This is a genomic window from Nonomuraea sp. NPDC050680, from assembly GCF_040654555.1.
Lineage (GTDB): Bacteria > Actinomycetota > Actinomycetes > Streptosporangiales > Streptosporangiaceae > Nonomuraea.
Genome location: NZ_JBFAIF010000003.1, coordinates 935,526 through 959,961 on the forward strand (window position 1 = coordinate 935,526; position 24,436 = coordinate 959,961).

Below are 24,436 nucleotides of genomic sequence, written 5' to 3' on the forward strand. Positions count from 1 at the left end.
ACACGACCCCCGTAGACCTTTGGTTCGATCCTTTCTGCCCATTTGCCTGGGTGACGTCACGATGGCTGCTCGAAGTCGAGAAGGTTCGTCCGATCGAGCCTCGCTGGCGCATCATGAGCCTGCAGGTCCTCAACGAGGACAAGGACGTCTCCGACGACTACCGTGCGTCGTCCGCCCGGGGCACCAAGCTCATCAGGGTCATCGCCGCCGCCGCCGACCGCTTCGGCGAGGAGTACGTCGGTCGCCTCTACACCGAGTTCGGCACCCGCCTGCACAACGAGGGCCGGGGCAGAGACCTCGACACCCTGCGCGTGATCGCCGAGGAGTCGCTCGAGGCCGTGGGTCTCGACAAGGGCCTGGCCGCCGAGGCCATGGACTCGACCGAGTACGACGACGTCATCCGCAAGTCGCACAACGAGGGCATCACCCTGGTCGGCCAGGAGGTCGGCACCCCCGTCATCCGCGTCGGCTCCAACGCCTTCTTCGGCCCGGTGGTCACCACCATCCCCAGGGGTGAGGACGCGGGCCGGCTCTGGGACGGCGTGCTGCTGGTCACCGAGTTCGACGACTTCTTCGAGCTCAAGCGCTCGCGCACCCGGCGGCCGAGCTTCGACTGACTCTCACCTCGCAGCGGCTTCTTCCGCAGCGGTTTTTTCCGCGGTGGCTTTTTCCCCGGTGGCTTGTTTCGCTGACATGTAGCGGCGCAATCCGCGCCTATCCGGTGCGTCCGGCCGTACTCTTCTGAAGGAGCAGCCGCACAAGGCGCCACGCCCTCGCTCAGCGACGGCCGGCGCGCGAGGATGGGGGCTATGCGTCAGCTGTACATCGGCGGTGCCTGGACCGCTTCGGTCTCCGGCGAGCCCATCGAGGTCGTCAATCCGGCCACGGAGCAGATCATCGACCGGGTGCCGGCCGGCGCCCCCGACGACGTCGAGGCGGCTGTACGCGCCGCGCGGAGCGCCTTTCCGTCCTGGGCGGCCACTCCCGCCGCCGAGCGCGGCAAGCTGCTGGCCGCCGCCGCCGAGCTGCTGACCGAGCGCGCCGGCGACATCGCCAAGACCATCGCGACCGACATGGGCTCGCCCCTGGGCTTCGCGCTCAAGGTGCAGACGCTGATGCCCGCGGGTGTGCTGGCCGGCTACGCCCGGCTGGCCGAGAGCCATCCGCGCGAGTCGCGCGTCGGCAACTCGCTGGTGCTCAAGGAGCCGGTCGGCGTGGTCGCCGCGATCACCCCGTGGAACTACCCGCTGCACCAGATCGTGTGCAAGGTCGCCCCGGCTCTGGCCGCCGGCTGTACGGTCGTGCTCAAGCCGTCCGAGGTGGCGCCGCTGGCGGCGTACGCGCTGACCGAGATCTTCCACGAGATGGGCCTGCCCGCCGGGGTGTTCAACCTGGTCAGCGGGCGCGGTCCGGTGGTGGGCGAGGCCATGGCCGCGCACCCGGAGGTCGACATGATCTCCTTCACCGGCTCGACGGCCGCCGGGCGCCGAGTGGCGTCGCTGGCGGTCGAATCGGTCAAGCGGGTGGCGCTGGAGCTCGGCGGCAAGTCCGCCAACCTGATCCTGCCCGACGCCGACCTGGGCGCCGCCGTCAAGGTCGGCGTCGCCAACTGCTTCGTCAACGCCGGCCAGACCTGCTCGGCGTGGAGCCGCATGATCGTCCACCGCGACCAGTACGACGACGCGGTCCACCTCGCCGTCGACGCGGCGCGCCGCTACACCGTGGGCGACCCGTTCGACGAGAGCACCCGCATCGGCCCGCTCGTCTCCGCGGCCCAGCGCGCCCGCGTGATCCACTACATCAACCGGGGCCAGGAAGAGGGCGCCAGGCTGGTGACCGGGGGCACCGAACGCCCGCACCCGCACGGCTTCTACGTCGAGCCGACCGTCTTCGCCGCGGTCGAGCCGGGCATGACGATCGAGCAGGAGGAGATCTTCGGCCCGGTCCTGTCGATCATCCCCTACACCAGCGAGGATCAGGCCGTCCGCATCGCCAACGACACCCCCTATGGCCTGGCCGGCGCGGTGTGGGCGGGCACCCAGGAGCGCGCGGTCGCGGTGGCCCGCGGGCTGCGCACCGGGCAGGTCGCGATCAACGGCGGCGCGTTCAACCCGCTCGCCCCGTTCGGCGGCTACAAGCAGTCGGGCATCGGCCGTGAACTGGGCGAGCACGGGCTGGAGGAGTATCTCGAGGTCAAGTCGCTGCAGCTCTGAAGTCTCCGTACCCGAGAAGCCGTTGCCCCTCAGGCTCAGAAGCTGGTGCGGTTTGCAGCCGACGCGGCTCAGAGGAGCAGCCCGCCGGCCGCCAGCAGGTTCTGGCCGGTGATCCACCGCCCGTCGGGCCCGGCCAGGAAGGCGACCACGGCCGCGATGTCGTCCGGCTTCCCCAGCCGTCGCAGCGCGGTCATCGCGGGCATCTGTTCGAGCGCCTCCGGCGGATTGTTGTCGCGCAGCATGTCGGTGTCGGTCGCGCCGGGCGAGACGATGTTGGCCGTGATGCCGCGCCCGCCCAGCTCACGCGCCGCGACCTTGGTGAACTGCTCGACGGCCGCCTTGCTCCCCGCGTAGAGGGAGATCCCCGGGCCGGGCACGCGCGTGTTGAGCGTGGAGATGTTGATGATCCGCCCGCCGTCGCGCATCACCCGCCCGGCCCACTGGATGGCCAGGAACGCCGAACGCGCGTTGACCGCGAACGCCCGCTCGTAGGACTCGTCCGTGACGTCGGCGATGAGTCCCTGCCCGGTCTCCGCCGCGTTGCCGACCAGGATGTCGAGCCCCGGCAACAGCTCCTCGGCCGTGGCGAACAGCCGGTCGAGATCCGCCCTGCTCGCCTGATCGGCTTGTACGGCATGCGCTCCGGTCGCCGCGGCCACCTCCTTGGCCGACTCCGCGTTGCCGCGATAGGTGAAGACCACCTCGGCGCCGTCGGCGGTCAGCCGCTCGACGATGGCCCGGCCGATGCCCCGGGAGCCACCTGTGACCAACGCGCCTTTGCCCGAAAAGACCTTTCCCGAAGATTCACTCATGCGACCAACCTACGTTCTGAGCATGATCTTGCGCGCCTCCGGCTTCGGCAGCCGGTCGACGTACAGCTTCCCGTCCAGGTGCTCGGTCTCGTGCTGGAAGCAGCGGGCCAGCGAGCCGCGTGCCCTGACGCGCTGCGGGCGGCCGAGCCGGTCGAACCCCTCGACGGTCACTCCCGCGGCCCGCGCCACCGGGGCGTAGATCGGCGTGCCCGTCTCCCGGTCGGGCACCGACAGGCAGCCCTCCTCGTCCAGCACCTCTTCCGGATCGTCCACGGTCAGCACGGGATTGATCATGTGGCCCTTGCGCCGGCTGATGTCATAGACGAACAGCCGTCGCGGCACACCGATCTGCGGACCGGCCAGGCCGACGCCGTCCACCGCGTACATCGCCTGGAACATCTCGTCGATGAGGCGGCGCAGCTCACGGTCGAAGCCTTCGACGGGCTCGGCGGGTGTGCGCAGCACAGGATCGCCGAGGACGCGGATCTCGCGCATGATGCTCTACTTCCGTAAGGACTGGATAACCGATGAGGTCCTTACTCTAGCCAGCTGACGCGCGCGTGCGAGGCACGTGTGCGGCGCTGTGGAAGACTGGGCGCGTGCGTGTCTACATCGGTGCCGACCATGCCGGCTATGAGTTCAAGAACCACCTCGCGTCCTGGCTCAAGGACCACGGGCACGAGGTGACCGACTGCGGTCCGTTCGTCTACGACGCCGAGGACGACTATCCGGCGTTCTGCCTGCGGGCCGCCGAGGGCGTCGCCGGCGATCCAGGCAGCCTGGGCGTCGTCATCGGGGGATCGGGCAACGGCGAGCAGATGGCCGCCAACAAGGTGCGCGGCATCCGGGCCGCCCTGGCCTGGAGCCAGGAGACGGCCAGACTTGCCCGCGAGCACAACAACGCCAACATCGTCTCCATCGGGGCGCGCATGCACTCCGACGACGAGGCGACCGGCTTCGTGGAGACCTTCCTCGCCACCCAGTTCTCCGGCTCGGAGCGGCACGCCCGCCGCATCGCGCAGGTGACGACCTACGAGACGATCGGCCAGCTGCCCTCTCTGCCCTAAGCGCGCCGCTTGGGGTCGCGTCTGGGCATCTCGTCACGCAGGGGCCGCCGGTCGGCGGCCTCCTGCTGCTCCTTCGAGGGCCGCGACACGTCGCGGGCCCGCATCGCGGTGATCGCGGTGATCTGCAAGCTCTGCAGTGCCATGCCCGCGAGCCTACGTCAAAGGGGCCCGCGTGGCTCGCGTCCGAGGGGCCCGCGCGGCTCGCGTCCGACGGGACCGCGTCAGAAGGACAGTCCTCCCCACGGCTTCGGGCTCCACGCCATGGCGGCGGCGAGCCCGCGTACCGAGCCCGCCGAGTGCTCGCGCAGCAGCCCCGCGTCGAGCTGCGCCGCGAGCAGGCCGTCGCCCATGTACGCCGAGCCGAGCGAGGAGACTCGCAGCGACAGGTCGGGCTCGTCCTCCACCGGCTTGCACTCCGCGCCGGAGGTGTCGGCGCTGAGCCGCCAGCGGCGGGCGTTCCACGGGCACACGTCGTCCTCGACCTCGATCACCACGTCGACGGCCGACGAGTACGCCCGCGAGGTCAGCGCCCGGTCCACCTCCACGAGGCGTACCCACAGTTCGTCGATGCAGCTCGCCCGGAGCTGCCGTGGGTCGGCGAGCAGCGCGAGGAGCGCGTCGTCCACCGCCCGGCTGCCCTCCACCCGGGAGACCAGGTCGCGGTCGAGCACGCTGCGCCACAGCAGCGCGCGGGCGGCGGGGTCGGCCGCCTCCAGCTCCACCAGCTTCAGCAGGCCGTCGGACATACCGTTGTCGTCCCAGTTCGCCTTGACCCTGAACAGCGCGTAACCGCGTACGCCCCGGTCATCCTCGGCGATCACCGAGCGGAGCGCCCCGTCCCCGCGCCGGTCGAACTCCTCGTCGGCCAGCAGAGCATCCCAGAAGTGCTCGTTACGGAGGTAGCGCCCGGGGCGGGCGGTCACCACGGAGGCGAACAGCCGCTCGAACTCGGCTCGGGCCTCGGCCGGCTTGGCCACCCTGAGGCGCAGCGCGGGGTCCGTGGGGGCGTTCGCCACGAAGGCCGAGCCGTGCTTGGCGATGCTGAACCCCATCTCGGTCGACGCCCTGCCGTAGCCGAACCTGCCGTAGATGACGGACTCCGAGGCGTACAGGGCGGCGACGGACTCGCCCCGCTCGCGCACGTCGGACAGCTGCCTGCGCATCAGGCTCGACAGCACGCCGCGACGGCGGTGGGAGGGGAGCACGCTGACGGCCGTCACTCCCGCGACGGGGATCTGCGCGCCGGGGACCGACATGGTGAAGGAGTAGACGGCGGTGACACCGGCCATGAGATCGCCGTCGAACGCGGCGAGCGTCCGATCGAACTCGATCTGCGCCTTGGCTCGTTCGAATTCCTGGGGATGGGGCGTCCAGTTGAAGCCTTCAGAGAGCACATCGGCGAACTTCGGCCACTCGGCTTCGTCCACCGGACGGATCGGATACGTCATCCGTCCACGGTAGGAGCGGGCAAAGGGGGAAGGCCACCCAATATACGTGCTTAATGATCAAGGCCTTGGTCAAGTGGGCTGCCCAAAGGGAGGCCAGAGCGCTACAGTCAGGCGCATCATGAGTTCCCGTTCGGCGCTGCAGATACCGCCACGGCTCCGCGCGCTCCTGGTGCGGGTGCCGTTTCTGGTGTCCGCCGTCCGGTTTCTCAGGAGGGGCTCCTTGGCCCGAGACCGCAACCTGCTGGTCACCTTGACGATGCTCACGCTCGTCCTCGGCCTGCTCGCCGCGCAGATCTCGACCGAGTGGTTCTCGCCCTCGCTGCTCATCCTCGTCCTCCTGGTGGGCGGTCTGCAGCTCCGGCTGAACAGCCTGATCAAGCTGCTCGTCGCGGTGATCATCTCGCTCGGCTATATCGCCGGCACCCTCGGGGTCGGCCAGATCGGCCTCGGGCTCATGGTGACGATCGGCTTCACCACGGTGCTGGCGGTGCTGATGGCCCGCACCCGGGGCAAGCTCGGCGTGCAGGGGCTGCGCGGCGACGCCATGCTGCTGGAGCTGCGCGACCGGCTCAGGAGCCAGGGTGAGCTGCCCGCGCTGCCCAAGGACTGGGGCGGCAAGGTCGTGCTCAAGCAGGCCGGCGGCTCCTCCTTCGGCGGCGACTTCCTGGTCTCCATGCGCGACGAGGACAAGGTGGAGATCGCGCTGGTAGACGTGTCGGGCAAGGGCGTCGACGCGGGCACCAGGGCGCTGCTGCTGTCCGGCACGTTCGGCGGGCTGCTCGGCTCGGGCGTCGACTTCCTGCCCGCCTGCAACACCTATCTGCACCGTCAGCGCGGTGACGAGGGGTTCGTGACAGCCGTGCACGTACGCCTCGACCTGGCGACGGGCGACTACACGATCACCTCGGCCGGCCACCCGCCGGTGGTCAAGTTCGACGCGGGCACGGGTAACTGGCAGGTCGCCACGGCCAAGGGCGTCGTCCTCGGCGTGGTCCCCGACCTGCACTGCGAGCCCGACAGTGGCACCCTGCGCAAGGGCGACGCGCTGCTGCTCTACACCGACGGGCTGATCGAGCAGCCGGGGCGCGACATCGACGCCGGGCTCGACAAGCTGCTCGGCGAGGCGGAGCGGCTGCTGCCCTCGGGCTTCCGTGACGGCGCGCGGGCCCTGGTCAACGCCATGGCGTCGGGTCACAACGACGACTGCGCGCTGGTGCTCATCTGGCGTCCGTGACGAATCACACGGGTCAAGGGGTGAACAAGGTCACTGGCAGCGCTTGATCGACCTTGAGATGCTCGAAGAGTTCACCACTCCGGGTCTCGGTGGAGCGGCGCGGCTTCACCGGGGCCCGGTCTCCTTGTTAGTGGGCCTCACAGCACTAGAGGGCCTCACAGCCAGCCTGAGTCGCTCGCGATGCGTACCGCGTCGATGCGGTTGCGGGCCCCGGTCTTGCACATGATGCGCGACAGATGGTTGCGTACGGTGCCCACCGACAGGAAGAGCTGGTCGGCGATCTCCGTCGAACGGGCCCCGCCCGCCGCGATCCGCAGCACGTCGAGCTCGCGCCTGGTCAACGGGTTGGCGACCGACTGGAGGGCGGCGATCGCCAGGTCGGAGTCGACCGCGCGGCGCCCGGCGGCGACCAGTCGCAGGCTCTCGGCGAGCCGCTCGGGCGCGACGTCGAGGCTCATGAACCCGAGCGCGTGCGTGGCGAACGCCCTGCGCACCTGACCGGGATTGGGCTGCGCCGACAGGATGAGTACGTGACAGCCCTGCTCGCGCAGCCGCGCCGCGGGGAACAGGCCACCCCCGCCGGGCAGGTCCAGATCGACGATCGCCGTGTGGGGCGCGCAAGCGGCCGCCGCGGGCAGGACGCCGTCCGCGTCTTCCACTTCGGCGACCACCCGCAGGTCGGGCTCCGCGTCGAGCGACGCCACCAATCCGCGCCGGACCAGCGGCAGATGCTCGGCGACCAGAATCCGGATCAAGGGCTCCCACCTCCGTCATCCCCCAGAGTGATCGCTTGATCGCCTACTGTCAACGAAATGTGGCGCCGCGGCAAAGGGTGCGCAAGCCATCGAGGTGCAATGACTTCGACTACTCTGGGGGCTGTCGGGACCTTCTGTCTGCCCTGGAGCGGGACTAGATGAACTGGCTTTACCTCGCGGGGATCGTAGTCTTCCTGATCGGGCTGATGGCGTCTGTCGCGTTGCACGAACTCGGTCACTTCGTGCCCGCCAAGATCTTCGGCGTCAGGGTGCCCCAGTACATGGTCGGCTTCGGCTCGACCGCCTGGTCCATCCGGCGAGGTGAGACCGAGTACGGCATCAAGTGGATCCCGCTGGGCGGCTACATTCGCATGATCGGCATGCTGCCGCCACGGCCCGGCGACGATCCCACCAAGCTCAGGGGTTCCTCCACCGGCCCGTTCCAGGGTCTCATCGAGACCGCCCGCGACGCGGCGCAGGAAGAGGTGCGACCGGGCGACGAGGAGCGGGTCTTCTACCGGAAGAAGTGGTGGCAGAAGGTCATCATCATGTCCGGCGGCCCGTTCATGAACTTCGTGCTGTCGTTCATCCTCTTCTCGGTCCTGCTCGTCGGCATCGGGCTGCCCGCGCTGACCCCGGTGGTGTCCCCGCAGACCAACACCTGCGTGATCCCGATCAGCGAGCAGCGCACCGACTGCCGCGCCTCCGACCAGCCGACGCCCGCCGCCAAGGCCGGCATGAAGCCCGGGGACCGGCTCGTCTCCTTCGGCGGCCAGAAGATCGCCTCGTGGGACGACGCCACCCGCCTGATCCGCTCGCACGGTGCCGGCCCCGTCGCCGTCGGCATCGTGCGCGACGGCAAGCCGATGACCCTCAACGTGACGCTCATCGCCCAGGACCGGCCGTCGCCCACCGACCCGAAGAAGATCGACAAGGGAGTCGGCTTCCTCGGCGTCATGCCCACCGAGGTCATGGAGCAGCAGAGCCTCGGCGTCGTGGTCGGCTACATGGGCCAGCTCACCGGCCGGGTCGCCGACTCGCTGCTGAACCTGCCGCAGAAGATGGTCGGCGTGTGGCACGCCGCGTTCTCCGGCGACAAGCGCGACCCCGAGGGCCCGGTCGGCGTCGTGGGCGCCGGACGCATGGGCGGCGAGATCCTCTCCTCCGACCTGTCGGGCGAGAAGAAGGTCGCCTTCCTGGTGAACCTGCTGGCCGGGTTCAACCTGGCGATCGGCATGTTCAACCTGATCCCGCTGCTGCCGCTCGACGGCGGCCACATCGCGGGCGGCCTCTGGGAGGGCCTCAAGCGCGCCTACGCCCGCGTCACGCGGCGTCCCGAGCCCGCGTACGTGGACATCGCCAAGGTGCTGCCGCTCACCTATGCCCTGGCCTTCGTCATGATCATCATGGCCGGCCTGCTCGTCTACGCCGACCTGATCAACCCGCTCACGCTCACCGGCTGACTGGCGGGCGGCGGTCAGGTCTGCCGGGAGCTCAGCGTCGCTGGGCGCCCACGTCGTAGCGGGCGGAGCGCGGCTGACCTGGCCCACCGGGTGCCGTACATTCGGTGCGTGAATGTGTCGGAAGCGATCCGGGTGCGGTAGATGTTCGTCTTCGCGCTCCCGCACAGCGGCCGGCTCACGTGGCCGCTCCGCGCCGTCCGGCTCGCCGGGCTGGTGGTCCTCCTGGTCACCATCATGCGGACGGATCCCGGCCTGATCGACCGCCGTCCCGTCGTGATGGCCGGGCTGCTCGCGGCGGCGAGCGCGGGATGGCTGCTCTGGCTGGCCTCGGACTGGCTCGGCCGCCGTTCGCTGGTCGTGGCGCTGCTGCTGATGGGCGTCGCGGGGGCCGCGCTGACGGGTGCGGGTGCGGGCGTGGCCGTCGCGTTCCCCGCCGTGGCGCTCATCGACGCCGGAGCCAGGCTGCCGCCGCGCCAGGTCCTGCCGATCACGCTCGCGACCGTCGCGGCCACGGTCTCGCTGAGGCCCTCCCCGCCCTGGCCGTACCTGGTCGCGCACGTCTCGGTGCTGGTGGCGTGCGTGTTGCTCGGGACGTTCAGGAAGCAGGTGCTGCAGCGCGCGGAGCAGGCAGAGCTGCTCCTGGGCAACGCCGAACGGGCGGCGCAGGAGCGGGCCAGGGCGGCGGCGCTGGCCGAGCGTTCGCGGATCGCCAGGGAGATCCACGACATCCAGGCGCACGCGCTGTCGGCGCTCTCGGTGCAGCTCAAGGTGGTGGACGCGCTGGTGGAGGAGGGGGCGGAGGACGAGCGGATCAGAGTCTTCCTCCGGCGGGCGCAGGAACTGGCCGACGAGGGGCTGGTGGAGACCAGGCGCGCCATTCTCGCGCTGCGGGACGAGGCGCTGCCACTGGAGGAACTGCTGACCGGCCTGGCCACGGCCTACGCCGACCGTGCCGGCAAGCCCGCGGAGCTGGAGATGGAGGCGGCATCCGCGGAGCTGTCCGCCGACGTCGCCCTGACGCTGTATCGGGGTGTGCAGGAGGCGCTCACGAACGCACGCAAGCACGCGCCGGGAAGCCCCGTGCGCATACGCCTCGCATACGGCACACACGCCACGCTGAGCGTTGTCAGCCAGGGCCCTGCCGCGCCGGTCGGCCCCGGCTTCGGGCTGCGCGGGCTCAGGGAACGGGCGGAGCGGCTGGGCGGGACGCTGAGCGCGGCCCCCAAGGGAGAGGAGTGGCACGTCGACGTGCGGATCCCGCTGTGATCAAGGTGGTTGTGGCCGACGACCACCCGGTCGTCCGCGACGGACTGGCGGTCCTGCTCGGCCTGCTGCCCGACGTGGAGGTGGTCGCGACGGCAGGCACCGGCGCGGACGCGGTCGCGGCCGTGGCGGCGCACGGTCCCGACGTGGTGCTGATGGACCTGCGCATGCCCGAACTCGACGGCGTCGAGGCCATCCGGTGGATCGGTCGTGAACACCCGCGGACCGGCGTGGTCGTGCTCACCACCTACTCCGATCAGCGGGAGATCGCGGCGGCGTTGCGCGCGGGCGCGCTCAGCTACCTGACCAAGGACGCCTCACGCGAGGACATCTACCAGGCGGTGGCCGCCGCCGCTGAGGGACGCAGCCTGCTCACCAAGCGGGTCCGCGAGTCGCTCTTCGACGCCGCTCCGTCCCCCGAGCCTCCGGACGGGTTGACGAACCGCGAGCTGGAAGTGCTCAAGCTGGTCGCGGCGGGGCTGTCCAACCGGGAGATCGTGCAGCGGCTGCGCGTGAGCGAGGCCACGGTGAAAACGCACATCAACCGCATCTTCGCGAAGATCGGGGCGCGGGACCGCGCGCAGGCCGTCCGTTACGCCTACCGGCGGGGGATCGCCTCCGACTCTCAACCCACGGGTTGACGCGAACCAACCTCCGGCTTGACGATCGGCCCCGGCCCTGCGGCCTACCGTCGTCTGCCATGAGCGATGTGAGCGTAATCCTCCTCAACCTGATCATCTTTGCGATCGCCATCGAAAGCGACATCGGCCGGCGGAAGGTGGGGCTGTTCCGGCTCCTGCGCCCTGTGGCAGGGGCGGCGGCGCTGGTTCCGATCTTCTTCGACGGCTTCGAGCTGTCGGGCACCGGGCTGCTGCTCGAAGCCGCGGCCACCGTGCTCGGCCTGGCGATGGGACTGGCCGCGGTCTCGTTCATGCGGTTCGAGTACGTGCCGGACAAGCAGGCCGTGTACTCCAGGGCCGGGCTTGCCTACGTGACCGCCTGGGTAGCCATCACCCTGACGAAGCTCGCCTTCTCGTACGGCGCGACGCACGTGTTCGGTCCCGAACTGGGCCGCTGGATGGCCGCGCACGACGTGGGAGCGAACGCGCTGAAGGCGGCGATCATCCTGCTCAACGTGTCGACGATGCTGGCCAGGGTCGGCGGCATCCACGTCAGGGCAAGGGCGACGGCCGCGCCGCGACCGGCTCCCGTTCCGGTCGGCGGGCCCGGCTCTTAGCACGTGAGATCCGGGCAGCTCAACGCCGGCACCAGGCGGTCGCTCCCGTACACGCCGTCATAGTCCCCGCGGAACTCGTTGACCAGCCACAGCTCTCCGCTCGCGGGCCAGTACGCGACATTCTGCGCGTTGCCGGGTGCGGTCGTCAGGTAGTGGACGTCGAGCGTGGCGCGGTCGGCGGAGACCGTGACGCGGTGCAGGCAGGACTTGCGGTAGTCGCCGTAGATGTTTGCCGTGCCGCCCAGCATGTATGCCGCCCGGCATGTATGCCGCCCGGCATGTAGCTGACGGGAGGCGCACCGTCGGGACACAACCCGACGACGATGCCGTTGCCGCCGGTGAACACGCCGCCCTGGAGTGCCCACACCGGGCTGGTCCACCCCTCGGTGGGGTGAACCAAACCGTCGGAGCCCGTCTTGAGCAGGGCGGTACGCCCTCACAGACCGACGGCCGGCTAAAACGCCTTCTTCAAGAGCGCGAATAGCTCATCAGATGCTATTCGTCTCCTTCTAGAACATCGAAATGTGCACATGGTCGAAGTGGTTCTGGGTGATGCTGCCGCGATCGGACATCGAGCTCCACCCCGAGCCCTGGTTGATGCGCTGCTTCCAGATCACGTACTTGACCCCGAGCTTGTCCTTGTTCTCCAGCGCCCAGGCCGCGACGCGGTCGCCGAGCGCCTGGTGGGCCGAGCTGGGCATGCTGCCGCCGGTGCTCATCATGAAGTCGCACGCGCGCCCCAGCGGGTGCTCGCCGCCGCCGCCCGAGCGGAAGCAGCCCACCTCGTACGGCAACGCGAAGTCCTTCTGGATCAACCCACGGATCACCCGCATCCGGGCGGTGATGTTGTCGGAGCCGGCCGGCAGTTCGGGCGCCCAGCTTCCGTCCGAGCGGCGGCCGGGGCCGAACGGGATGAGGCTCTTCAGCTTCTTCTGGATGTCCTTGATGACGTCCTGCGCGTCGTCCCGCTGCTGGGCCACGTTCGCCGCGTCGTCGCGGATCTTCGACTCGAGGGCGGTCGCCTGGTCCACGGCCGCCTTCTTCTCGTTTCGGGCGGCGGCCACGCCCTGCACGATCGCCTGTTGCTCGGCCGCGAGGTGGTCCAGCAACGCCGCGCTGGAGGCGTCGGTCGGAAGGGTGAGGTTCGGCAGCGCGCCGGTGCCGTTCTGGTACTGCAGGCGCGCGAGCTCGGCGACGCGTCTCTGGGCGGTGATGAGCTGGGTCTCCGCCGTGGCCAGCCGTTTCTTGGTCGTTTCCGAGTCCTGTTTGGCCTTGGCCAGTTCGACGCGCTTGAGGTTGTAGGTCTCGATGAGCTTGTCGACCTTCTTGTCCAGCTGCTTCAGCTCCGCGCGGAGCTGAGCCTCGCTGGGCTTGGGGGCGGCAGCGGCGGGCGCGGCCGTGAAGGCTCCGAGGGCCATGGAAGCGGAGGTGATGAGAGCGATGGCAAGACTCGAGGGGGACGCAGCCGCCACGGAGGGTTCCTCTCCCTATGCCGGCCGGGTTAGCTGACGGGTTCGGGCAGGGAGATGCCGCCTTACCACCTGAGTGGATTCACCCCAAGACGCGATGGGTCCCCGGCTCCCGGGCCACGCGCCCGGGATTAGGCCGGCACCGACCGTTACGGTCGGTGCTGAAATGGGATATTAGTGGTAAATCCAAGGTCATGCGACTCCAAGCGGAAACCAATTAGAGATCTACCTGTGATTTAAGCATGCGCGCGGCTTCCTCCGGCAGGACATCGTTGACGAACGCGCCCATGGCCGACTCCGAGCCCGCCAGATACTTGAGTTTCCCGGGCGCCCGTCTGATGCTGAACAGCTCCAGGTGCAGATAGCCCAGGTCACGATCCTGCCGGACCGGCGCCTGGTGCCAGGCCGAGATGTACGGCATGGGGACGCCGAACAGCCCGTCGAGCGCCCGCAGCACGGATGTGTAGAGCGGGGCGAAGGCGGCGCGTTCCTCCTCCGACAGCGCGGCCAGGTCTGGCACCTGCCGGTGCGGATACACGTGCACCTCGAACGGCCAGCGGGCGGCGGCGGGCACGAACGCCGTCCACAACTCGTTGGCCGCCACCACGCGCACCCCGGCGGCCCGCTCGGCCGCCAGCACATCGGCGAAGAGGTTGCCGCCCCGGTGCCGGGCGGCCGCGGCGAGCTGGAGCTTGGTCCGCGGGGTCACGTACGGGTAGGCGTAGATCTGTCCGTGCGGGTGCGGCAGCGTGATGCCGATCTCCTCGCCCCGGTTCTCGAAGCAGAACACCTGCTCGACGCCCTCGATCGCGGACAGCTCGGCCGTACGGTCGGCCCACGCCTCCATGACCAGGCCCACCTGCTCGTCGGAGAGCCGCGAGAACGACGACGAATGCTCAGAGGTGAAGCACACCACCTCACACCGCCCCACCCCCGGCCGGACCTCGCTCAGCCCCCCGACATCCCCATAAGTCCCGAAATTTCCGGAAAAGGAGGGGAAGCGGTTCTCGAAGACCGCCACGTCATAGTCGTACGCCGGGATCTCCGAAGCCCTCGTCTCGGACGACGGGCACAGCGGGCACTCGTCGGCCGGAGGCAGGAACGTACGCGTCTGGCGGTGCCCCGCCATCGCGATCCACTCCTCGGTGAGCGGGTCGTAGCGCAGCTCCGACGCCATCGGCCTGGGGTCGAGCGCCCGCCGGTCGATCGCGCTCCGGTCGGCGTCGTCGCGCCGGTCGAAGTAGATCAGCTCTCGGCCGTCGGCCAGCTGGGTGATGGTGCGTTTCACTGCGAGTCCTCCGCGATGATCAGTTCGCCGGCGCGTTCGCCCAGCTCCATACGTGCCTCCTCGGGCAGTCCCGAGTCGCTGATGACCGCGTCGGCCTCGGTCAGATCGGCGATCGTGCTGATGCCGACCGTGTTCCACTTGGTGTGGTCGGCCGGGATGACCAGCCGGTGCGCCGCGTGCACCAGCTCCCTGTCGGTCTCCGACTCCAGCAGATTGGGCGTGGTGAACCCGGCCCGCACACTCATCCCGTGCACGCCGAGGAACAGCGTGTCCACGTGCAGCCGCCGGATCGCGGCCACCGCGACCGGGCCGACGAGGGCGTCGGACGGTGTGCGTACGCCGCCGGTCAGCACGACCGTGCGGTCGGCGCGCGGGTTGCGATGGAAGACGTCGGCCACCGGGATCGAGTTGGTGATGACCGTGAGCTCGGGCACCGAGATGAGGTGGTGGGCCAGGGCCCAGGTGGTGGTCCCGGCCGACAGGGCGACCGCGGTGCCGGGCCGGACGAACTGGGCGGCGCGGCGCGCGATGGCCTCCTTCTCCTGCTGCTGGCGGGCGGACTTGGCGGTGAAGCCCGGCTCCTCGGTCGAGCCGGGACCCAGCGCGGTCGCGCCGCCGTGCACCTTCTCCAGCAGCCCGCGCTCGGCGAGCACCTCGAGGTCGCGGCGGACCGTCATGTCGGAGACGCCGAGCTCGCGAACGAGGTCGGCCACCCGAACGCCGCCGCTGCTGCGCACGCGTTCGAGAATCGCCTGCTGGCGCTGCTGTGCGAGCACGCCCCCGCTCCTTCCAACAGATTCCACCAAATTATGACACGACTTTGTTGGGGAATGTTAGGTCGCACGGGTTGTGCGGTAGACCACAGCGCGAGACGTTGGAACGCGGACCAATCACTGGAGGTATCCATGGCGAAGCGATCTCGCAAGACCAAGGCGCGCAAGAAGAAGAAGGCCAACCACGGCAAGCGCCCGAACGCGAACTGATGGCCGGCCGGCCGTGGTGAGCTCCTTCACCCCGGCCGGTGCAACGGCTCAGCGGGGGAGACCGCGCAGGGCCCCGTCGATTCAGCCGGGGAGACCGCGCAGGGCCCCGTCGATTCAGCCGGGGAGACCGCGCAGGGCCCCGTCGATTCAGCCGGGGAGATCGTGCAGGGCCTCCTCGATGCGCTCCTGCGGGAGCGGGTAGTCCTCCATGCGCCCTGACAGGTAGCGGTCGTAGGCGGCCAGGTCGAAGTGGCCGTGCCCGCACAGCGCGGTCAGGATCACCTTCTCCTCGCCGCTCTCCCTGCACCGCAGCGCCTCGGCGATGGTCTCGGCCAGCGCGTGCGTCGGCTCCGGCGCCGGGACGATGCCCTCTGTACGGGCGAAGCGCACACCTGCCTCGAAGCACTCGGTCTGCGACCTGGTCACCGCCTCGAACAGGCCCAGCTCGTACATGTGCGACAGCAACGGCGACATGCCGTGATAACGCAGCCCGCCCGCGTGGATCGGGTCGGGCACGAACCCGTGGCCCAGCGTGTGCATCTTGAGCAGCGGCGTGAAGCCCGCCGCGTCGCCGAAGTCGTAGGCGTAGACGCCCCGCGTGAACGACGGGCACGCCTCGGGCTCGACGGCGCGCAGCGTGACGTCGAGGTTCCCGGCCAGCTTCTCGCGCAGGAACGGGAAGGTGAGCCCGGCGAAGTTCGAACCGCCTCCGGTGCAGCCGATGATCAGGTCGGGCATCTCCGCCAGCTGGGCCAGCGCCTCCTCACCGATGACGGTCTGGTGCATGAGCACGTGGTTCAGCACCGAGCCGAGTGCGTAGCGGGCGTCCGGGTTCGCGCCGGCCACCTCGACCGCCTCGCTGATCGCGATGCCGAGACTGCCGGGCGAGCCGGGGTCGTCGGCCAGCACCTTGCTGCCCACCCCGGTCACGGTCGAGGGACTGGGGTACACCGTCGCGCCGTACACCCGCATGAGCGAGCGCCGATAGGGCTTCTGATCGTAGGAGGCGCGGACCATCCAGATCTGGCACTCCAGATCGAACTGCGCACACGCGAACGCCAGCGCCGACCCCCACTGTCCCGCACCGGTCTCCGTGGTGAGCAGCCGGACGCCTTCGCGGGCGTTGTAGTACGCCTGGGGGACGGCGGTGTTCGGCTTGTGCGACCCGGCGGGGGAGACACCCTCATACTTGTAGTAGATCCGCGCGGGCGTGCCGAGCGCCTTCTCCAGCCGACGCGCCCGGATCAGCGGGGTGGGCCGCCAGAGCCGGTAGACATCGAGGACCTCCTGGGGAATGGCGATGTACCGCTCGGTGCTCACCTCCTGGCCGATCAGCTCCATCGGGAACAGCGGCGCCAGGTCATCGGGTCCCACCGGCTGCCGCGTGCCCGGATGCAGCGGCGGAGGCGGTGGCGCGGGCAGATCGGGCACGATGTTGTACCAGCTGCTGGGAATGCTGGAGCTCATGGCCCCAGTGTGCGCTGGTCACCGCCCGCTCTCCATCAGGATGGCCATTCGTCCGGGATGGTCCGCGCGTACGGCAACGTCGGCGGTCCGCAACGGATCGGCCTCCCGCTCGTAGCGCGCGTACGCGGGCAGCCGCCACCGCTCGTCCTCCCCGGTCATCCGCCCCAGCGCCCCCTCCGACAGCCACAGATGCACGCTCACCTCGAAGGGCAACCAGCGGCCCAGCAGCAGCGTCCCGTCGAGCAGCAGTACGGCCCCCTGAGGCAGCGTCTGGTACGGCAGGCGGTACGCGCGGTCGGCCCGGCTGTCCCAGAGCGCCGGCAGTACCTTGCCGGTCCCCTGGGGCCCCAGCGGGCCGAGCACCTCCCGGGTCAACGCCCCGGTGTCGAGCCAGTCGTCGTAGAAGGCGTCGGGGTTCGTCCGGCCGTACTCGAGCCTGAGGGACGCGGGCCGCAGGAAGTCGGCAGCGGACACCCGCAACACGGCCCTGCCCCGCGCCCTGAGCGGCGCGACCAGCTCGTCCGCCAGCCGTTCGGGCTGGGCGGGCGGCGCTCCGTCGACGGCGACCCGCGCGTAGGAGTCGCGCGGCAGACCCGCGATCCGCTCGGCCAGTTCCTCGACCAGGGCCTCTCGGGAGATCGCTCGCGCACGCATCACCCCGAGCCTACGCGCTCCCCCCGAAACCGCTCAGGTGGCGCCGGGAGCACTGGGGCGGTCGCCGGGACCACTCGGGCGGCGGCGGGACCGCTCAGATGGTGCTGGGACCGCTCAGGCGGTGCCGCGTGGCCACGTAGGCCCGTCGTCCTGCCTGGTGTGCTGTCCCCGGCGCACGCAATCGGGACACACAGGTTCCCGCCGCGACCGAGCCAAGGCTTCCGGCGTGGGCTGTGTGCCCGGGGCGGTCATGCTCGGCGGTGCCGCGGGATCGGGGTCGACCAGGAACATCGTGACGCGTTCCGGGTCGAAGCCGAAGGTGCGCTTGCAGCCGTAGCACCGGCCTATCGTCGTGATCCCTTTGTCCGCCATGCGGCCTCCCTAGCGGGCACGCCCGGTACCGAGATCAAGAGCGTAACCGAGCTGGCCTCACGAAGCGCGAAAACGGCCGAAACCACCGCAAGATCGTCTCAGACCGCGTACGCGGGACGACTGACGCGCGCCCTCGCATGATGGATACGTTGCCCCATATGGGCGACAGGACAAGATCACTGAACCTGACGGATGCAACTACGGCGTTGGACATGGCGCTCGACGCGCTCGGAACTGTGAACATCAACCCGGCGTATCGCGTGTGCGGCACAAGCGCCGCACTCCTGCAAGGCGTCCCACTCCCTGCCGGAGACATCGACATCCTGCTCGCCAGCCGAGAAGATGTAGACACGTTCGCCGCGGCACTCTCCTCGTTCCCCTGCCTAGATCCCGCCTCATGGCTCCCCGAATTTTCGCAGTACTTCACCAGGTTCGAGGTGAACGGGGCCCACGTGGAGCTCAGCACGGTCGAGCGGCAAGTCGATTCGGACGCGTGGGAATGTGTGGGCAGCGGACCATGGCAGCATTACGTCCTGATCACCTGCGGCTCTCACCAGGTGCCGGTAGTGCGGCTGGAACTCCGATTGGTCACGGAGCTCCGCCGAGACCGGGCCGATCGATACGACCCGCTCCTCGACCACATGAGCACGCACGGGTTCGATGCTGCCCTGTTGCAACGATCAATGAACGCCCGCCACATTCCCGCGCACCGTCAGCGCCTGGTTCAATCCCGCCTGGCGCGGCAGCCAGGGGCGCGAGCTTCCGAGCGCTGACGCCCCGGATGGCGCACTCCTCCACGACACGGGTGGCGCTGATCTAGCGGCCCGCGACACAGGAGCGCGCGACCAGGCCATCGCACAAGCGCTCGGCAAGACGCTCAAGACCGAGCAGAAGAGCTCAAGACCGAGCAGAAGAAGCGATCGGGCACGCACAACCGGCAAAACGAAACGAAGATCACAAAGGCCAGGCTCCCTGTACGGGATGACCTGGCCTTTTGTCGTGAGAGCGGACGACGGGAATCGAACCCGCGTAGCTAGTTTGGAAGACTAGGGCTCTACCATTGAGCTACGTCCGCGCGAACCGGTCGAAGTCTGGTCTAGACTTCATCCGGTCGTCAGGGCGTAAGCGTACCGGAGTCACGGAGCGCGTGCGTACCCGGCGAGACGGGGCGTGGCGCAGCTTGGCAGCGCGCTTGCTTTGGGAGCAAGAAGTCGCAGGTTCAAATCCTGTCGCCCCGACCAGCTCGACCGTACGAAGGCCACTCACCAGGTTGGTGGGTGGCCTTCCGTGTGACTATCGTTCCGCGCTGCCCAGTGTTCGGGGGGACTGAGCGCGGCACATGCCGCGCACGGAGGCACCGGAGTGGCGGCGCTGGGCGTACTCCCGGTCGTCGAGCAGGCGGTGGCCGCCCAGCGCGGCTGTCCCGGCCGGCCGCCTTCGCCGTCGGCTACGGGGTGGACTGACCGGTGTCTCCCGGCGGGGTGTCGTCGTCGGCGCCTTCATCGGTGGCGGGGTGTTCGCTGCGCCCCCTGCGTCCGTGGTACTCCGAGTCGGGGTCGCTCTCGGCAGGGGCGAAGGGGTCGAACGGGGAGGTCTCCGGGAGGTCGCCGACGCTATTGCTTGGTTCGGAGTCGAAGAACGACTCCAGGGGGCCGGGGGGATTGAGGGGCTCGAATGGCGGAGTCCAGGCGGCGGTGTCCTGAGGGTCCGTGCCGGAGCCGAGTATGGGCGAACTGGTCTCGGGTCGGGGGTCCTCCTGTCCGTAGGGTGCGCCGGGTAGGACATTTTCCCGTTGGTCGAAGGCGGCGGCCTCGATGGCTTCCAGGAGTTGCCGCCTCCACCGGTCGCCCTCGTCGGGCTCGGCGGTGCTGTGGTGAAGGTCGGGCGTGGATGGGATGGGTTCCACGTATCCGGCGGTGGCCAAGCGGGTCCCGCGGCGGGCCTTGGCCACGAGCACTGTGAGCACAGCCAGCAGGGCCGCCACGACCACCACGGCCGAGGTGATCATCGTTGGAGTGGACAAGCTCGGTAGTGGGTTGCTGATCGCGGCGTTGAAGTGTGTGGGGAAGGCTCTTGGAGCCATGGTGCTGGACGCCGTCGGCGTGGCAGCGCTGTCCTCCGTAACGGTGAGCTCGGTTGTGGAGGTCTCGGCCGGCATGGGCGAGGACGAAGTGGTGGTCGTCGCATCAATGGAGGTGGCGGTCGGCTCGGCTTCGGAGGTGGCCGCGGCTGACGGCGAGTCCGACGTCGTGGCGGTGTCCGAGGGCGTCGTGGCGGTGTCCGAGGGCGAGGGCGAGCCGGATGTGGTGGGGGTGGGGGTGGAAGACGGTGAGTCAGACGGCGTAGGGGTGGCAGTGGGGGAGGACGAGTCCGACGCGGTGGGGGTGGGCGTAGTGGACGGCGTACCGGAGGTGGGAGTGGCAGCGGGTGTGTCTGAAGTTGGCCGTGGAGTAGCTGTGGTTGAAGGTGCGTCGGATGGCGCGGTGGCTGTGGCTGTGGGTGTGTCGGAGCTTGGCTGAGGGGCGGTGGTGGGTGTGTCTGGGGACGGCGCCGGTGCGGTCGCGGATGGCGGCGTGTCCGAGGCGCGGGTCGGTTCAGGTGCAGGACGGGTCGCGGTCGGCGAAGGGTCGACGCCCTCCTGGTGGGAGCCGTTTCGGCTGGTGCCGTCTTGGTCGGGGCTCGCTGGCCCGGTCGGCTCCCCCTGAGTGCCCTGGTGCTTCCCGTGAGAGTCCTGGCGGTCTTCGGCGTCCGAAGGCGGCCGCTGAGAGGGCCGGCCCGCCGGTTGGCCCGCGTGGTCATCGGCAGCCGGTGGAGCGGTTGGGGCATTTTGGTGCGCCATGGAAGTGTGGGACCTCCGGGACGAGGCCGGATTTGCCCATACAGATCCTGACAGAAGGGATGACTATGGACTGCTGTGGCTAAACCGGAAGCTTGTGGTAGGGCGAGAGTACCTTGCCATTTCCGCAGGTCAAGTGCCTCTAAAGAGGCAGCGGGGGACTCTGCCGAGAGTAAAAGGCCAGGTCAAGGACGGTGTCGGAAATGTCATATAACGGGAACTATGGGTAGAAAGATCTACCAATTTCGTAGCCCGCATCCGTCAGCAGTGACCCATGTAGACGCGTGGCTCTCCATCGTGGAGGTCTCCTGGCATCAAGCTCCTCGGCCCTTTTACTCCAAGGCAGCACCGGGAGACAGCCTCGCGCCCGAGTGTGCCCGGGGAGTGAAGTGATCAGAGGTGCGGAAGGCGTTCATGGAGAACGCCAGGCTGCGGACCGGCAACGGTGCTGTCGCTGGCGCCGTTCAACGGCCCGCACGATGTGACCATCAGCGAGGAGGTCTTTGCGGATATGTGACGCGGGGGCAGCCATGCCGTCCGCAAGTGGCTTCGCTTCGAAGTGGTCAGGACGATGGCGTTCGCCTACTCCGCCACAGTGATCATCAAGTGTTTGTCCAGGGCTGAGATGAGCCGGTCAGCCACCCGTGGGGTAGTGGCGGTGGCCCATCGCTGGGCGAGGCTGAGGAATCCGGTGAGTCGCTGTTGCGCTGTGGCGAGCAGGTTGGAGAGTTCGCTCCGAGCGATCTCGATGGGGACGCCCTGATCGTGTTGCCGGAGCTGGATGATCTGGCCATCGTGGGTGACGCTTGGTGTGGGGTCGTGGCCGAGCCAGATCTCTTGCCCGTCGGCCACGCTCCACCAGTCGCGCCAGTTCTCCAAGCCGAAGCAGCATCCGGGCGAGACGTTGACATTCGTGATGGTGTCGCGGAAACGCAGCCCACCTGGAGCGATGAGGGCCGCCCTTTCGGCGAAATGCTGTTCCAGCTGGGCGTCGGTCATGTCGGCGGCGTGGACGACCGGGATGTGGTTGTAGCTGAAGATGACGGCCATGGCCGTCCCGACTTCGGCGGGGGCCATCTGGCCGGAGAGAGCGAGCAGGCGGTCACTCGACGGCTCTGCGATCGGCCAGGCCGTGAAGTCCACCACGTCGTTGGTTTCCAAGACGACGTCGACGATGATCATAGCCGCCAGTATCCAGCCATCCCGCGCCGGCCACGAAATGCCGGAGGGCAGCCGTGCGGGGCAGGTCAGCCGGTGCCAGGGCGGCATGGTCCGGCACACCTACAACCGGCGGTCGCTCCCCTCCGGATGGCTGGACGGGCGCCAGTCCATCCGCGTGTGGGTCTTCCCGCCCACCGAGCTCATCGGGCAGGCGTCACTAGACGGCTGCGCCGTGGCCGACAAGCGGAAGGGAACCTGCGACGGCAGGTACGCGGCTCAGGAACTGATCAGGTACGACGTCGCCCTGGAATTGGCCGCCGACCTGGGAGCCAGGCCCGGAATGTGGTCCGCCGGGGTCTACGACAAGAGCTGACAGGACATCGGTGTACGGCGGCGAGGTCGCCGCGGTAACGACGCTTACCGGCCGTTCTATATCGCCATAAAGCATGACGTACTACCGTGGCGCGGTGCATTCGATCATTTCCCTCTTACTCACCGCGGCGGTAGCCGTGCCGGGCGTTCCCGACAAGGGTCTCTCGGAACCGGTGGCGGACCCCGTCTACCCCGCCTACGGCAACCCCGCGATCGACGTCCTCCACTACGGGCTGAAGCTGGACTGGAAGCCGTCCAAGCGCCGGCTCACCGGTACGGCTCGGCTCACCGTCAGAGCCGTCAAGAAGATCGACAAGATCTCGCTCGACTTCGGCCGCGCGTTGCGCGTGGACGGGGTGACGGTCGCCGGAAAGACGGTCAAGGCCCGGCACCCAGGCGATCACCTGGTCATTCCGCTGCGCTCCCCGGTGGCGGCGGGCAAGCGGGTCGAGGTGGCCGTCCGCTATCACGGGGTTCCCCAACCTGTGAGCACGGGGCAGTACCGGTCGGACACGAGCAAGCTCGGCCTCCGCTCGGCCGCCGACGGGTCGGCGTGGGCGCTGAGGAGCCGTACGGGGCCTTCACCTGGTTCCCTGTGAACGACCACCCGTCCGACGAGGCCCGCTACGACGTGGCGGTCACGGTGCCGCGCGGGTGGGCGGCGGTGGCGCACGGGCGCTTCGAAGGCCGCAAGGGGAACACCTACCTCTGGCGCTCGACCGAGTCGGTGGCCAGTTATGTCACGCTGCTCACCGTTGATCGCTACCAGCGCTTCGACGCCAAGGGGCCGCGCGGGATCCCGATCACGTACTGGCTCCGCCGTGATGACCGGAAGGAGTACCTCCCCGTCGTACGGCAGACCCCGGCGATCCTGCGCTGGCTCGAGAAGCGGCTGGGTCCCTACCCCTTCAACAGCGCGGGTGTCGTCGTCACCAGCGACTCCGGGATGGAGACCCAGCAGATGGTGACGCTGGCCCCCGAATTCCTCACCGCCAACGTGGTGGCGCACGAGATGGCGCACCAGTGGTTCGGCGACGCGGTCACGCCCCGGACCTGGCGAGACGTCTGGTTGAACGAGGGCTTCGCGATGTACTTCGAGTGGGCGTGGGCCGCCGACCATGGCGGCTCGAAGCTGGAGAGCTATCTCAGCGACGCTCGGGCGCTCGACGGGAGGCTGCGCAACCAGTTCGGGCCGCCGGGGCACTACCAGGCGAGCGCGTTCGGGGCGAGCAACGTGTATTACGGTCCCGCGGTGATGCTGCACGAGATCCGCAAGCGGCTCGGGGACGAGCGGTTCTTCTCGACCCTGCGCGCCTGGGTGCAGGAGCACAAGGGGACCACGCAGGACCGGGCGTCGTTCGTGAAGTGGCTGAACGAGCGGACGGGGGACGACTTCACCGCCCTGATCGACGACTGGCTCGACTCGCCGACCACACCAACCGCTCAGTAAAGCCCAGTACAAGGGGCTATCCCATGAGCCGCCGCACCCGTACGTGCACGTGCGGGTGCGTGGCCATCAAAGAGCCCTTCTTCGTACGGCAGGCCACCAGCCCCAACGCCGGCACCCCGCGCCGCAGGTCGGTCAGCGGGATGCCGTCCTCCGCGTGCACCTTGAGCAGCGCCGAGGCGAGCAGCCCCGGCTGGCCGAGCAGGTCGGCGGCGGCGCGGTCGGCGGCCAGTTCCCTGGAGCGGCTGAGCCAGCGCAGCGGCAGGTGCGCGAGGTAGCTGGCCAGCCCCGCGGCGGCCCCGCCCGTCAGGACCGCCAGCCCGACGACCAGCCCGACGGGGAACTCCTCGAAGAACAGCCCCGGAGCCTCCACCGCGGCCCGCCCGGTGCCCTTGGCGAACGCCGCCAGCGCGATCGCGAACGAGCTCGCCAGCGTCATCACCGCCACGTCCCGGTGCTGGATGTGCGCGATCTCGTGGGCGAGCACCGCCGTCAGCTCGTCGGCCTCCAGGCGGGCGCGCAGCCCTTCGGTGACGATGATCGTCGCGCTGCGCCGCGAGCGGCCGACCGTGTAGGCGTTCGGGGCGGGGGAGGGGCTGATCGCCAGCCGCGGCTTGGCCACGTCGCTCAGCGCGCAGAGCCGATCGAGTACGGCGTGCAGTTCGGGCTCCTGCTCGGCCGTGACGTACCGGGCCCGGGTCATCCGCCGCGCCAGCACCTCGGTGGACCACCACTGCACGAGCAGGATGAGAACCGCCCCAAGGGCGACGTACAGGACCGGAATCCCGATCAGCACCAGACCGGCCAGAACGGCCGAGTAGATGGCCGCGAGCAGGGCCATGGGGATGAGCATCCGCATCTTGGAACCTCCAGCCGACTACGACGGGCCGGAAGG

The 24,436-nt window shown here is 69.3% G+C and carries 28 protein-coding genes, 2 tRNA genes and 1 riboswitch; of the genes, 14 read left to right on the forward strand and 16 right to left on the reverse strand.

Annotation, left to right across the window (positions count from 1 at the left end):
- Positions 1-113 precede the first annotated feature (113 nt).
- A complete protein-coding gene (locus tag AB0H88_RS15480) occupies positions 114-617 on the forward strand; it encodes a disulfide bond formation protein DsbA (RefSeq protein WP_357644679.1) in 504 nt (167 codons plus the stop codon).
- A gap of 192 nt (positions 618-809) precedes the next feature.
- A complete protein-coding gene (locus AB0H88_RS15485) occupies positions 810-2,213 on the forward strand; it encodes an aldehyde dehydrogenase family protein (protein WP_357644680.1) in 1,404 nt (467 codons plus the stop codon).
- A 68-nt stretch (positions 2,214-2,281) separates the two neighbouring features.
- Here the strand turns inward: AB0H88_RS15485 and AB0H88_RS15490 are convergent, their stop codons facing one another.
- Together AB0H88_RS15490 and def are read right to left on the reverse strand one after the other, a co-directional pair.
- Positions 2,282-3,025 carry an SDR family oxidoreductase gene (locus tag AB0H88_RS15490; RefSeq protein WP_357644682.1) on the reverse strand — a complete coding sequence of 248 codons (744 nt, stop codon included), beginning with the start codon at positions 3,023-3,025 and terminating at the stop codon, positions 2,282-2,284.
- Positions 3,026-3,034: 9 nt separating this feature from the next.
- Positions 3,035-3,520 (reverse strand): peptide deformylase, encoded by a 486-nt coding sequence (gene def, locus AB0H88_RS15495; RefSeq protein ID WP_357644684.1) that lies wholly within the window; start codon positions 3,518-3,520, stop codon positions 3,035-3,037.
- Between the two features lie 104 nt (positions 3,521-3,624).
- On the opposite strand from def, the gene AB0H88_RS15500 reads away from it, so the two are divergent.
- Entirely contained in the window at positions 3,625-4,092 is a 468-nt protein-coding gene (locus tag AB0H88_RS15500) for a ribose-5-phosphate isomerase (protein ID WP_357644686.1), read from the forward strand.
- Here AB0H88_RS15500 and AB0H88_RS15505 read toward each other — a convergent pair.
- Positions 4,089-4,235, reverse strand: coding sequence for a hypothetical protein (locus AB0H88_RS15505; protein ID WP_225292569.1), 147 nt, complete (start codon positions 4,233-4,235; stop codon positions 4,089-4,091). The two genes, AB0H88_RS15500 and AB0H88_RS15505, sit on opposite strands and share 4 nt — an antisense overlap.
- Positions 4,236-4,313: 78 nt before the next feature.
- The gene (locus AB0H88_RS15510) at positions 4,314-5,540 is read right to left on the reverse strand and encodes a GNAT family N-acetyltransferase (protein ID WP_357644688.1); all 1,227 of its coding nucleotides are present in this window, start codon (positions 5,538-5,540) and stop codon (positions 4,314-4,316) included.
- 118 nt (positions 5,541-5,658) lie between these two features.
- On the opposite strand from AB0H88_RS15510, the gene AB0H88_RS15515 reads away from it, so the two are divergent.
- Positions 5,659-6,774 (forward strand): PP2C family protein-serine/threonine phosphatase, encoded by a 1,116-nt coding sequence (locus tag AB0H88_RS15515; RefSeq protein ID WP_357644690.1) that lies wholly within the window; start codon positions 5,659-5,661, stop codon positions 6,772-6,774.
- A gap of 155 nt (positions 6,775-6,929) precedes the next feature.
- Here AB0H88_RS15515 and AB0H88_RS15520 read toward each other — a convergent pair whose 3' ends face one another.
- Positions 6,930-7,529: a response regulator transcription factor gene (locus AB0H88_RS15520; RefSeq protein ID WP_357644692.1), complete on the reverse strand. Its 600-nt coding sequence runs from the start codon at positions 7,527-7,529 to the stop codon at positions 6,930-6,932.
- Between the two features lie 158 nt (positions 7,530-7,687).
- On the opposite strand from AB0H88_RS15520, the gene AB0H88_RS15525 reads away from it, so the two are divergent.
- The 4 genes from AB0H88_RS15525 to AB0H88_RS15540 all read left to right on the forward strand — a co-directional run bounded on the left by AB0H88_RS15525 (position 7,688) and on the right by AB0H88_RS15540 (position 11,492).
- Positions 7,688-8,992, forward strand: coding sequence for a site-2 protease family protein (locus AB0H88_RS15525; RefSeq protein WP_357644694.1), 1,305 nt, complete (start codon positions 7,688-7,690; stop codon positions 8,990-8,992).
- A 141-nt stretch (positions 8,993-9,133) separates the two neighbouring features.
- Positions 9,134-10,258 carry a histidine kinase gene (locus AB0H88_RS15530; protein ID WP_357644696.1) on the forward strand — a complete coding sequence of 375 codons (1,125 nt, stop codon included), beginning with the start codon at positions 9,134-9,136 and terminating at the stop codon, positions 10,256-10,258.
- Complete coding sequence (locus tag AB0H88_RS15535; RefSeq protein ID WP_357644698.1) at positions 10,255-10,896, forward strand: response regulator transcription factor; 642 nt, start codon at positions 10,255-10,257, stop codon at positions 10,894-10,896. The genes AB0H88_RS15530 and AB0H88_RS15535 overlap by 4 nt, the downstream gene beginning before the upstream one ends.
- Positions 10,897-10,955: 59 nt before the next feature.
- Positions 10,956-11,492 (forward strand): hypothetical protein, encoded by a 537-nt coding sequence (locus AB0H88_RS15540; protein WP_357644700.1) that lies wholly within the window; start codon positions 10,956-10,958, stop codon positions 11,490-11,492.
- Here the strand turns inward: AB0H88_RS15540 and AB0H88_RS15545 are convergent.
- The 7 genes from AB0H88_RS15545 to AB0H88_RS15575 form a co-directional block, all read right to left on the reverse strand.
- Positions 11,489-11,740: a hypothetical protein gene (locus tag AB0H88_RS15545; protein WP_357644702.1), complete on the reverse strand. Its 252-nt coding sequence runs from the start codon at positions 11,738-11,740 to the stop codon at positions 11,489-11,491. The genes AB0H88_RS15540 and AB0H88_RS15545 overlap by 4 nt on opposite strands.
- Before the next feature lie 261 nt (positions 11,741-12,001).
- Positions 12,002-12,910 carry a hypothetical protein gene (locus AB0H88_RS15550; RefSeq protein ID WP_357644704.1) on the reverse strand — a complete coding sequence of 303 codons (909 nt, stop codon included), beginning with the start codon at positions 12,908-12,910 and terminating at the stop codon, positions 12,002-12,004.
- 58 nt (positions 12,911-12,968) lie between these two features.
- A riboswitch (cyclic di-AMP (ydaO/yuaA leader) is annotated at positions 12,969-13,109 on the reverse strand.
- 69 nt (positions 13,110-13,178) lie between these two features.
- Entirely contained in the window at positions 13,179-14,249 is a 1,071-nt protein-coding gene (gene galT, locus AB0H88_RS15555) for a galactose-1-phosphate uridylyltransferase (protein WP_357644706.1), read from the reverse strand.
- On the reverse strand, positions 14,246-15,025 hold the full coding sequence (locus AB0H88_RS15560; protein ID WP_357644708.1) for a DeoR/GlpR family DNA-binding transcription regulator: 780 nt from the start codon (positions 15,023-15,025) through the stop codon (positions 14,246-14,248). Before AB0H88_RS15560 ends, galT begins: the two co-directional genes overlap by 4 nt.
- Before the next feature lie 354 nt (positions 15,026-15,379).
- The gene (locus tag AB0H88_RS15565; RefSeq protein WP_357644710.1) at positions 15,380-16,699 is read right to left on the reverse strand and encodes a TrpB-like pyridoxal phosphate-dependent enzyme; all 1,320 of its coding nucleotides are present in this window, start codon (positions 16,697-16,699) and stop codon (positions 15,380-15,382) included.
- Positions 16,700-16,717: 18 nt separating this feature from the next.
- Positions 16,718-17,353 (reverse strand): uridine kinase, encoded by a 636-nt coding sequence (locus AB0H88_RS15570; RefSeq protein WP_357644712.1) that lies wholly within the window; start codon positions 17,351-17,353, stop codon positions 16,718-16,720.
- Positions 17,354-17,467: 114 nt separating this feature from the next.
- Complete coding sequence (locus AB0H88_RS15575; protein ID WP_357644714.1) at positions 17,468-17,725, reverse strand: hypothetical protein; 258 nt, start codon at positions 17,723-17,725, stop codon at positions 17,468-17,470.
- Between the two features lie 158 nt (positions 17,726-17,883).
- Here AB0H88_RS15575 and AB0H88_RS15580 point away from each other — a divergent pair, with 158 nt between their 5' ends.
- Positions 17,884-18,498 (forward strand): hypothetical protein, encoded by a 615-nt coding sequence (locus AB0H88_RS15580; protein WP_357644716.1) that lies wholly within the window; start codon positions 17,884-17,886, stop codon positions 18,496-18,498.
- Between the two features lie 231 nt (positions 18,499-18,729).
- Here the strand turns inward: AB0H88_RS15580 and AB0H88_RS15585 are convergent.
- Positions 18,730-18,800 (reverse strand) — tRNA-Gly (locus AB0H88_RS15585).
- Positions 18,801-18,889: 89 nt separating this feature from the next.
- Here AB0H88_RS15585 and AB0H88_RS15590 point away from each other — a divergent pair.
- Positions 18,890-18,966, forward strand: a tRNA-Pro gene (locus AB0H88_RS15590).
- Between the two features lie 206 nt (positions 18,967-19,172).
- Here AB0H88_RS15590 and AB0H88_RS15595 read toward each other — a convergent pair.
- Complete coding sequence (locus AB0H88_RS15595; protein ID WP_357644718.1) at positions 19,173-19,733, reverse strand: hypothetical protein; 561 nt, start codon at positions 19,731-19,733, stop codon at positions 19,173-19,175.
- A gap of 7 nt (positions 19,734-19,740) precedes the next feature.
- On the opposite strand from AB0H88_RS15595, the gene AB0H88_RS15600 reads away from it, so the two are divergent.
- Positions 19,741-20,244, forward strand: a complete 504-nt coding sequence (locus AB0H88_RS15600; RefSeq protein WP_357644720.1) for a hypothetical protein — start codon at positions 19,741-19,743, stop codon at positions 20,242-20,244.
- Between the two features lie 899 nt (positions 20,245-21,143).
- Here the strand turns inward: AB0H88_RS15600 and AB0H88_RS15605 are convergent.
- Positions 21,144-21,743, reverse strand: coding sequence for a hypothetical protein (locus tag AB0H88_RS15605; protein ID WP_357644722.1), 600 nt, complete (start codon positions 21,741-21,743; stop codon positions 21,144-21,146).
- On the opposite strand from AB0H88_RS15605, the gene AB0H88_RS15610 reads away from it, so the two are divergent.
- From AB0H88_RS15610 to AB0H88_RS15620, 3 genes are all read left to right on the forward strand, one after another.
- A complete protein-coding gene (locus AB0H88_RS15610) occupies positions 21,736-22,095 on the forward strand; it encodes a hypothetical protein (RefSeq protein ID WP_357644724.1) in 360 nt (119 codons plus the stop codon). The genes AB0H88_RS15605 and AB0H88_RS15610 overlap by 8 nt on opposite strands.
- Before the next feature lie 94 nt (positions 22,096-22,189).
- Entirely contained in the window at positions 22,190-22,693 is a 504-nt protein-coding gene (locus AB0H88_RS15615; RefSeq protein WP_357644725.1) for a hypothetical protein, read from the forward strand.
- Positions 22,648-23,544, forward strand: coding sequence for a M1 family aminopeptidase (locus tag AB0H88_RS15620; protein ID WP_357644727.1), 897 nt, complete (start codon positions 22,648-22,650; stop codon positions 23,542-23,544). The genes AB0H88_RS15615 and AB0H88_RS15620 overlap by 46 nt, the downstream gene beginning before the upstream one ends.
- Positions 23,545-23,560: 16 nt before the next feature.
- Here the strand turns inward: AB0H88_RS15620 and AB0H88_RS15625 are convergent, their stop codons facing one another.
- Complete coding sequence (locus AB0H88_RS15625) at positions 23,561-24,400, reverse strand: M48 family metalloprotease (RefSeq protein ID WP_357644729.1); 840 nt, start codon at positions 24,398-24,400, stop codon at positions 23,561-23,563.
- Between the last annotated feature and the right edge of the window lie 36 nt (positions 24,401-24,436).

Coding starts and splice junctions, on each gene's coding strand:
- AB0H88_RS15480 (WP_357644679.1), top strand. CDS start 114: ATGAGCCTGCAGGTCCTCAACGAGGACAAGGACGTCTCCGACGACTAC.
- AB0H88_RS15485 (WP_357644680.1), top strand. CDS start 810: ATGCGTCAGCTGTACATCGGCGGTGCCTGGACCGCTTCGGTCTCCGGC.
- AB0H88_RS15490 (WP_357644682.1), bottom strand. CDS start 3,025: ATGAGTGAATCTTCGGGAAAGGTCTTTTCGGGCAAAGGCGCGTTGGTC.
- def (WP_357644684.1), bottom strand. CDS start 3,520: ATGCGCGAGATCCGCGTCCTCGGCGATCCTGTGCTGCGCACACCCGCC.
- AB0H88_RS15505 (WP_225292569.1), bottom strand. CDS start 4,235: ATGGCACTGCAGAGCTTGCAGATCACCGCGATCACCGCGATGCGGGCC.
- AB0H88_RS15510 (WP_357644688.1), bottom strand. CDS start 5,540: ATGACGTATCCGATCCGTCCGGTGGACGAAGCCGAGTGGCCGAAGTTC.
- AB0H88_RS15515 (WP_357644690.1), top strand. CDS start 5,659: ATGAGTTCCCGTTCGGCGCTGCAGATACCGCCACGGCTCCGCGCGCTC.
- AB0H88_RS15525 (WP_357644694.1), top strand. CDS start 7,688: ATGAACTGGCTTTACCTCGCGGGGATCGTAGTCTTCCTGATCGGGCTG.
- AB0H88_RS15530 (WP_357644696.1), top strand. CDS start 9,134: ATGTTCGTCTTCGCGCTCCCGCACAGCGGCCGGCTCACGTGGCCGCTC.
- AB0H88_RS15540 (WP_357644700.1), top strand. CDS start 10,956: ATGAGCGATGTGAGCGTAATCCTCCTCAACCTGATCATCTTTGCGATC.
- AB0H88_RS15545 (WP_357644702.1), bottom strand. CDS start 11,740: ATGCTGGGCGGCACGGCAAACATCTACGGCGACTACCGCAAGTCCTGC.
- AB0H88_RS15550 (WP_357644704.1), bottom strand. CDS start 12,910: ATGGCCCTCGGAGCCTTCACGGCCGCGCCCGCCGCTGCCGCCCCCAAG.
- AB0H88_RS15565 (WP_357644710.1), bottom strand. CDS start 16,699: ATGAGCTCCAGCATTCCCAGCAGCTGGTACAACATCGTGCCCGATCTG.
- AB0H88_RS15570 (WP_357644712.1), bottom strand. CDS start 17,353: ATGCGTGCGCGAGCGATCTCCCGAGAGGCCCTGGTCGAGGAACTGGCC.
- AB0H88_RS15575 (WP_357644714.1), bottom strand. CDS start 17,725: ATGGCGGACAAAGGGATCACGACGATAGGCCGGTGCTACGGCTGCAAG.
- AB0H88_RS15580 (WP_357644716.1), top strand. CDS start 17,884: ATGGGCGACAGGACAAGATCACTGAACCTGACGGATGCAACTACGGCG.
- AB0H88_RS15595 (WP_357644718.1), bottom strand. CDS start 19,733: ATGATCACCTCGGCCGTGGTGGTCGTGGCGGCCCTGCTGGCTGTGCTC.
- AB0H88_RS15610 (WP_357644724.1), top strand. CDS start 21,736: ATGATCATAGCCGCCAGTATCCAGCCATCCCGCGCCGGCCACGAAATG.
- AB0H88_RS15605 (WP_357644722.1), bottom strand. CDS start 21,743: ATGATCATCGTCGACGTCGTCTTGGAAACCAACGACGTGGTGGACTTC.
- AB0H88_RS15625 (WP_357644729.1), bottom strand. CDS start 24,400: ATGCGGATGCTCATCCCCATGGCCCTGCTCGCGGCCATCTACTCGGCC.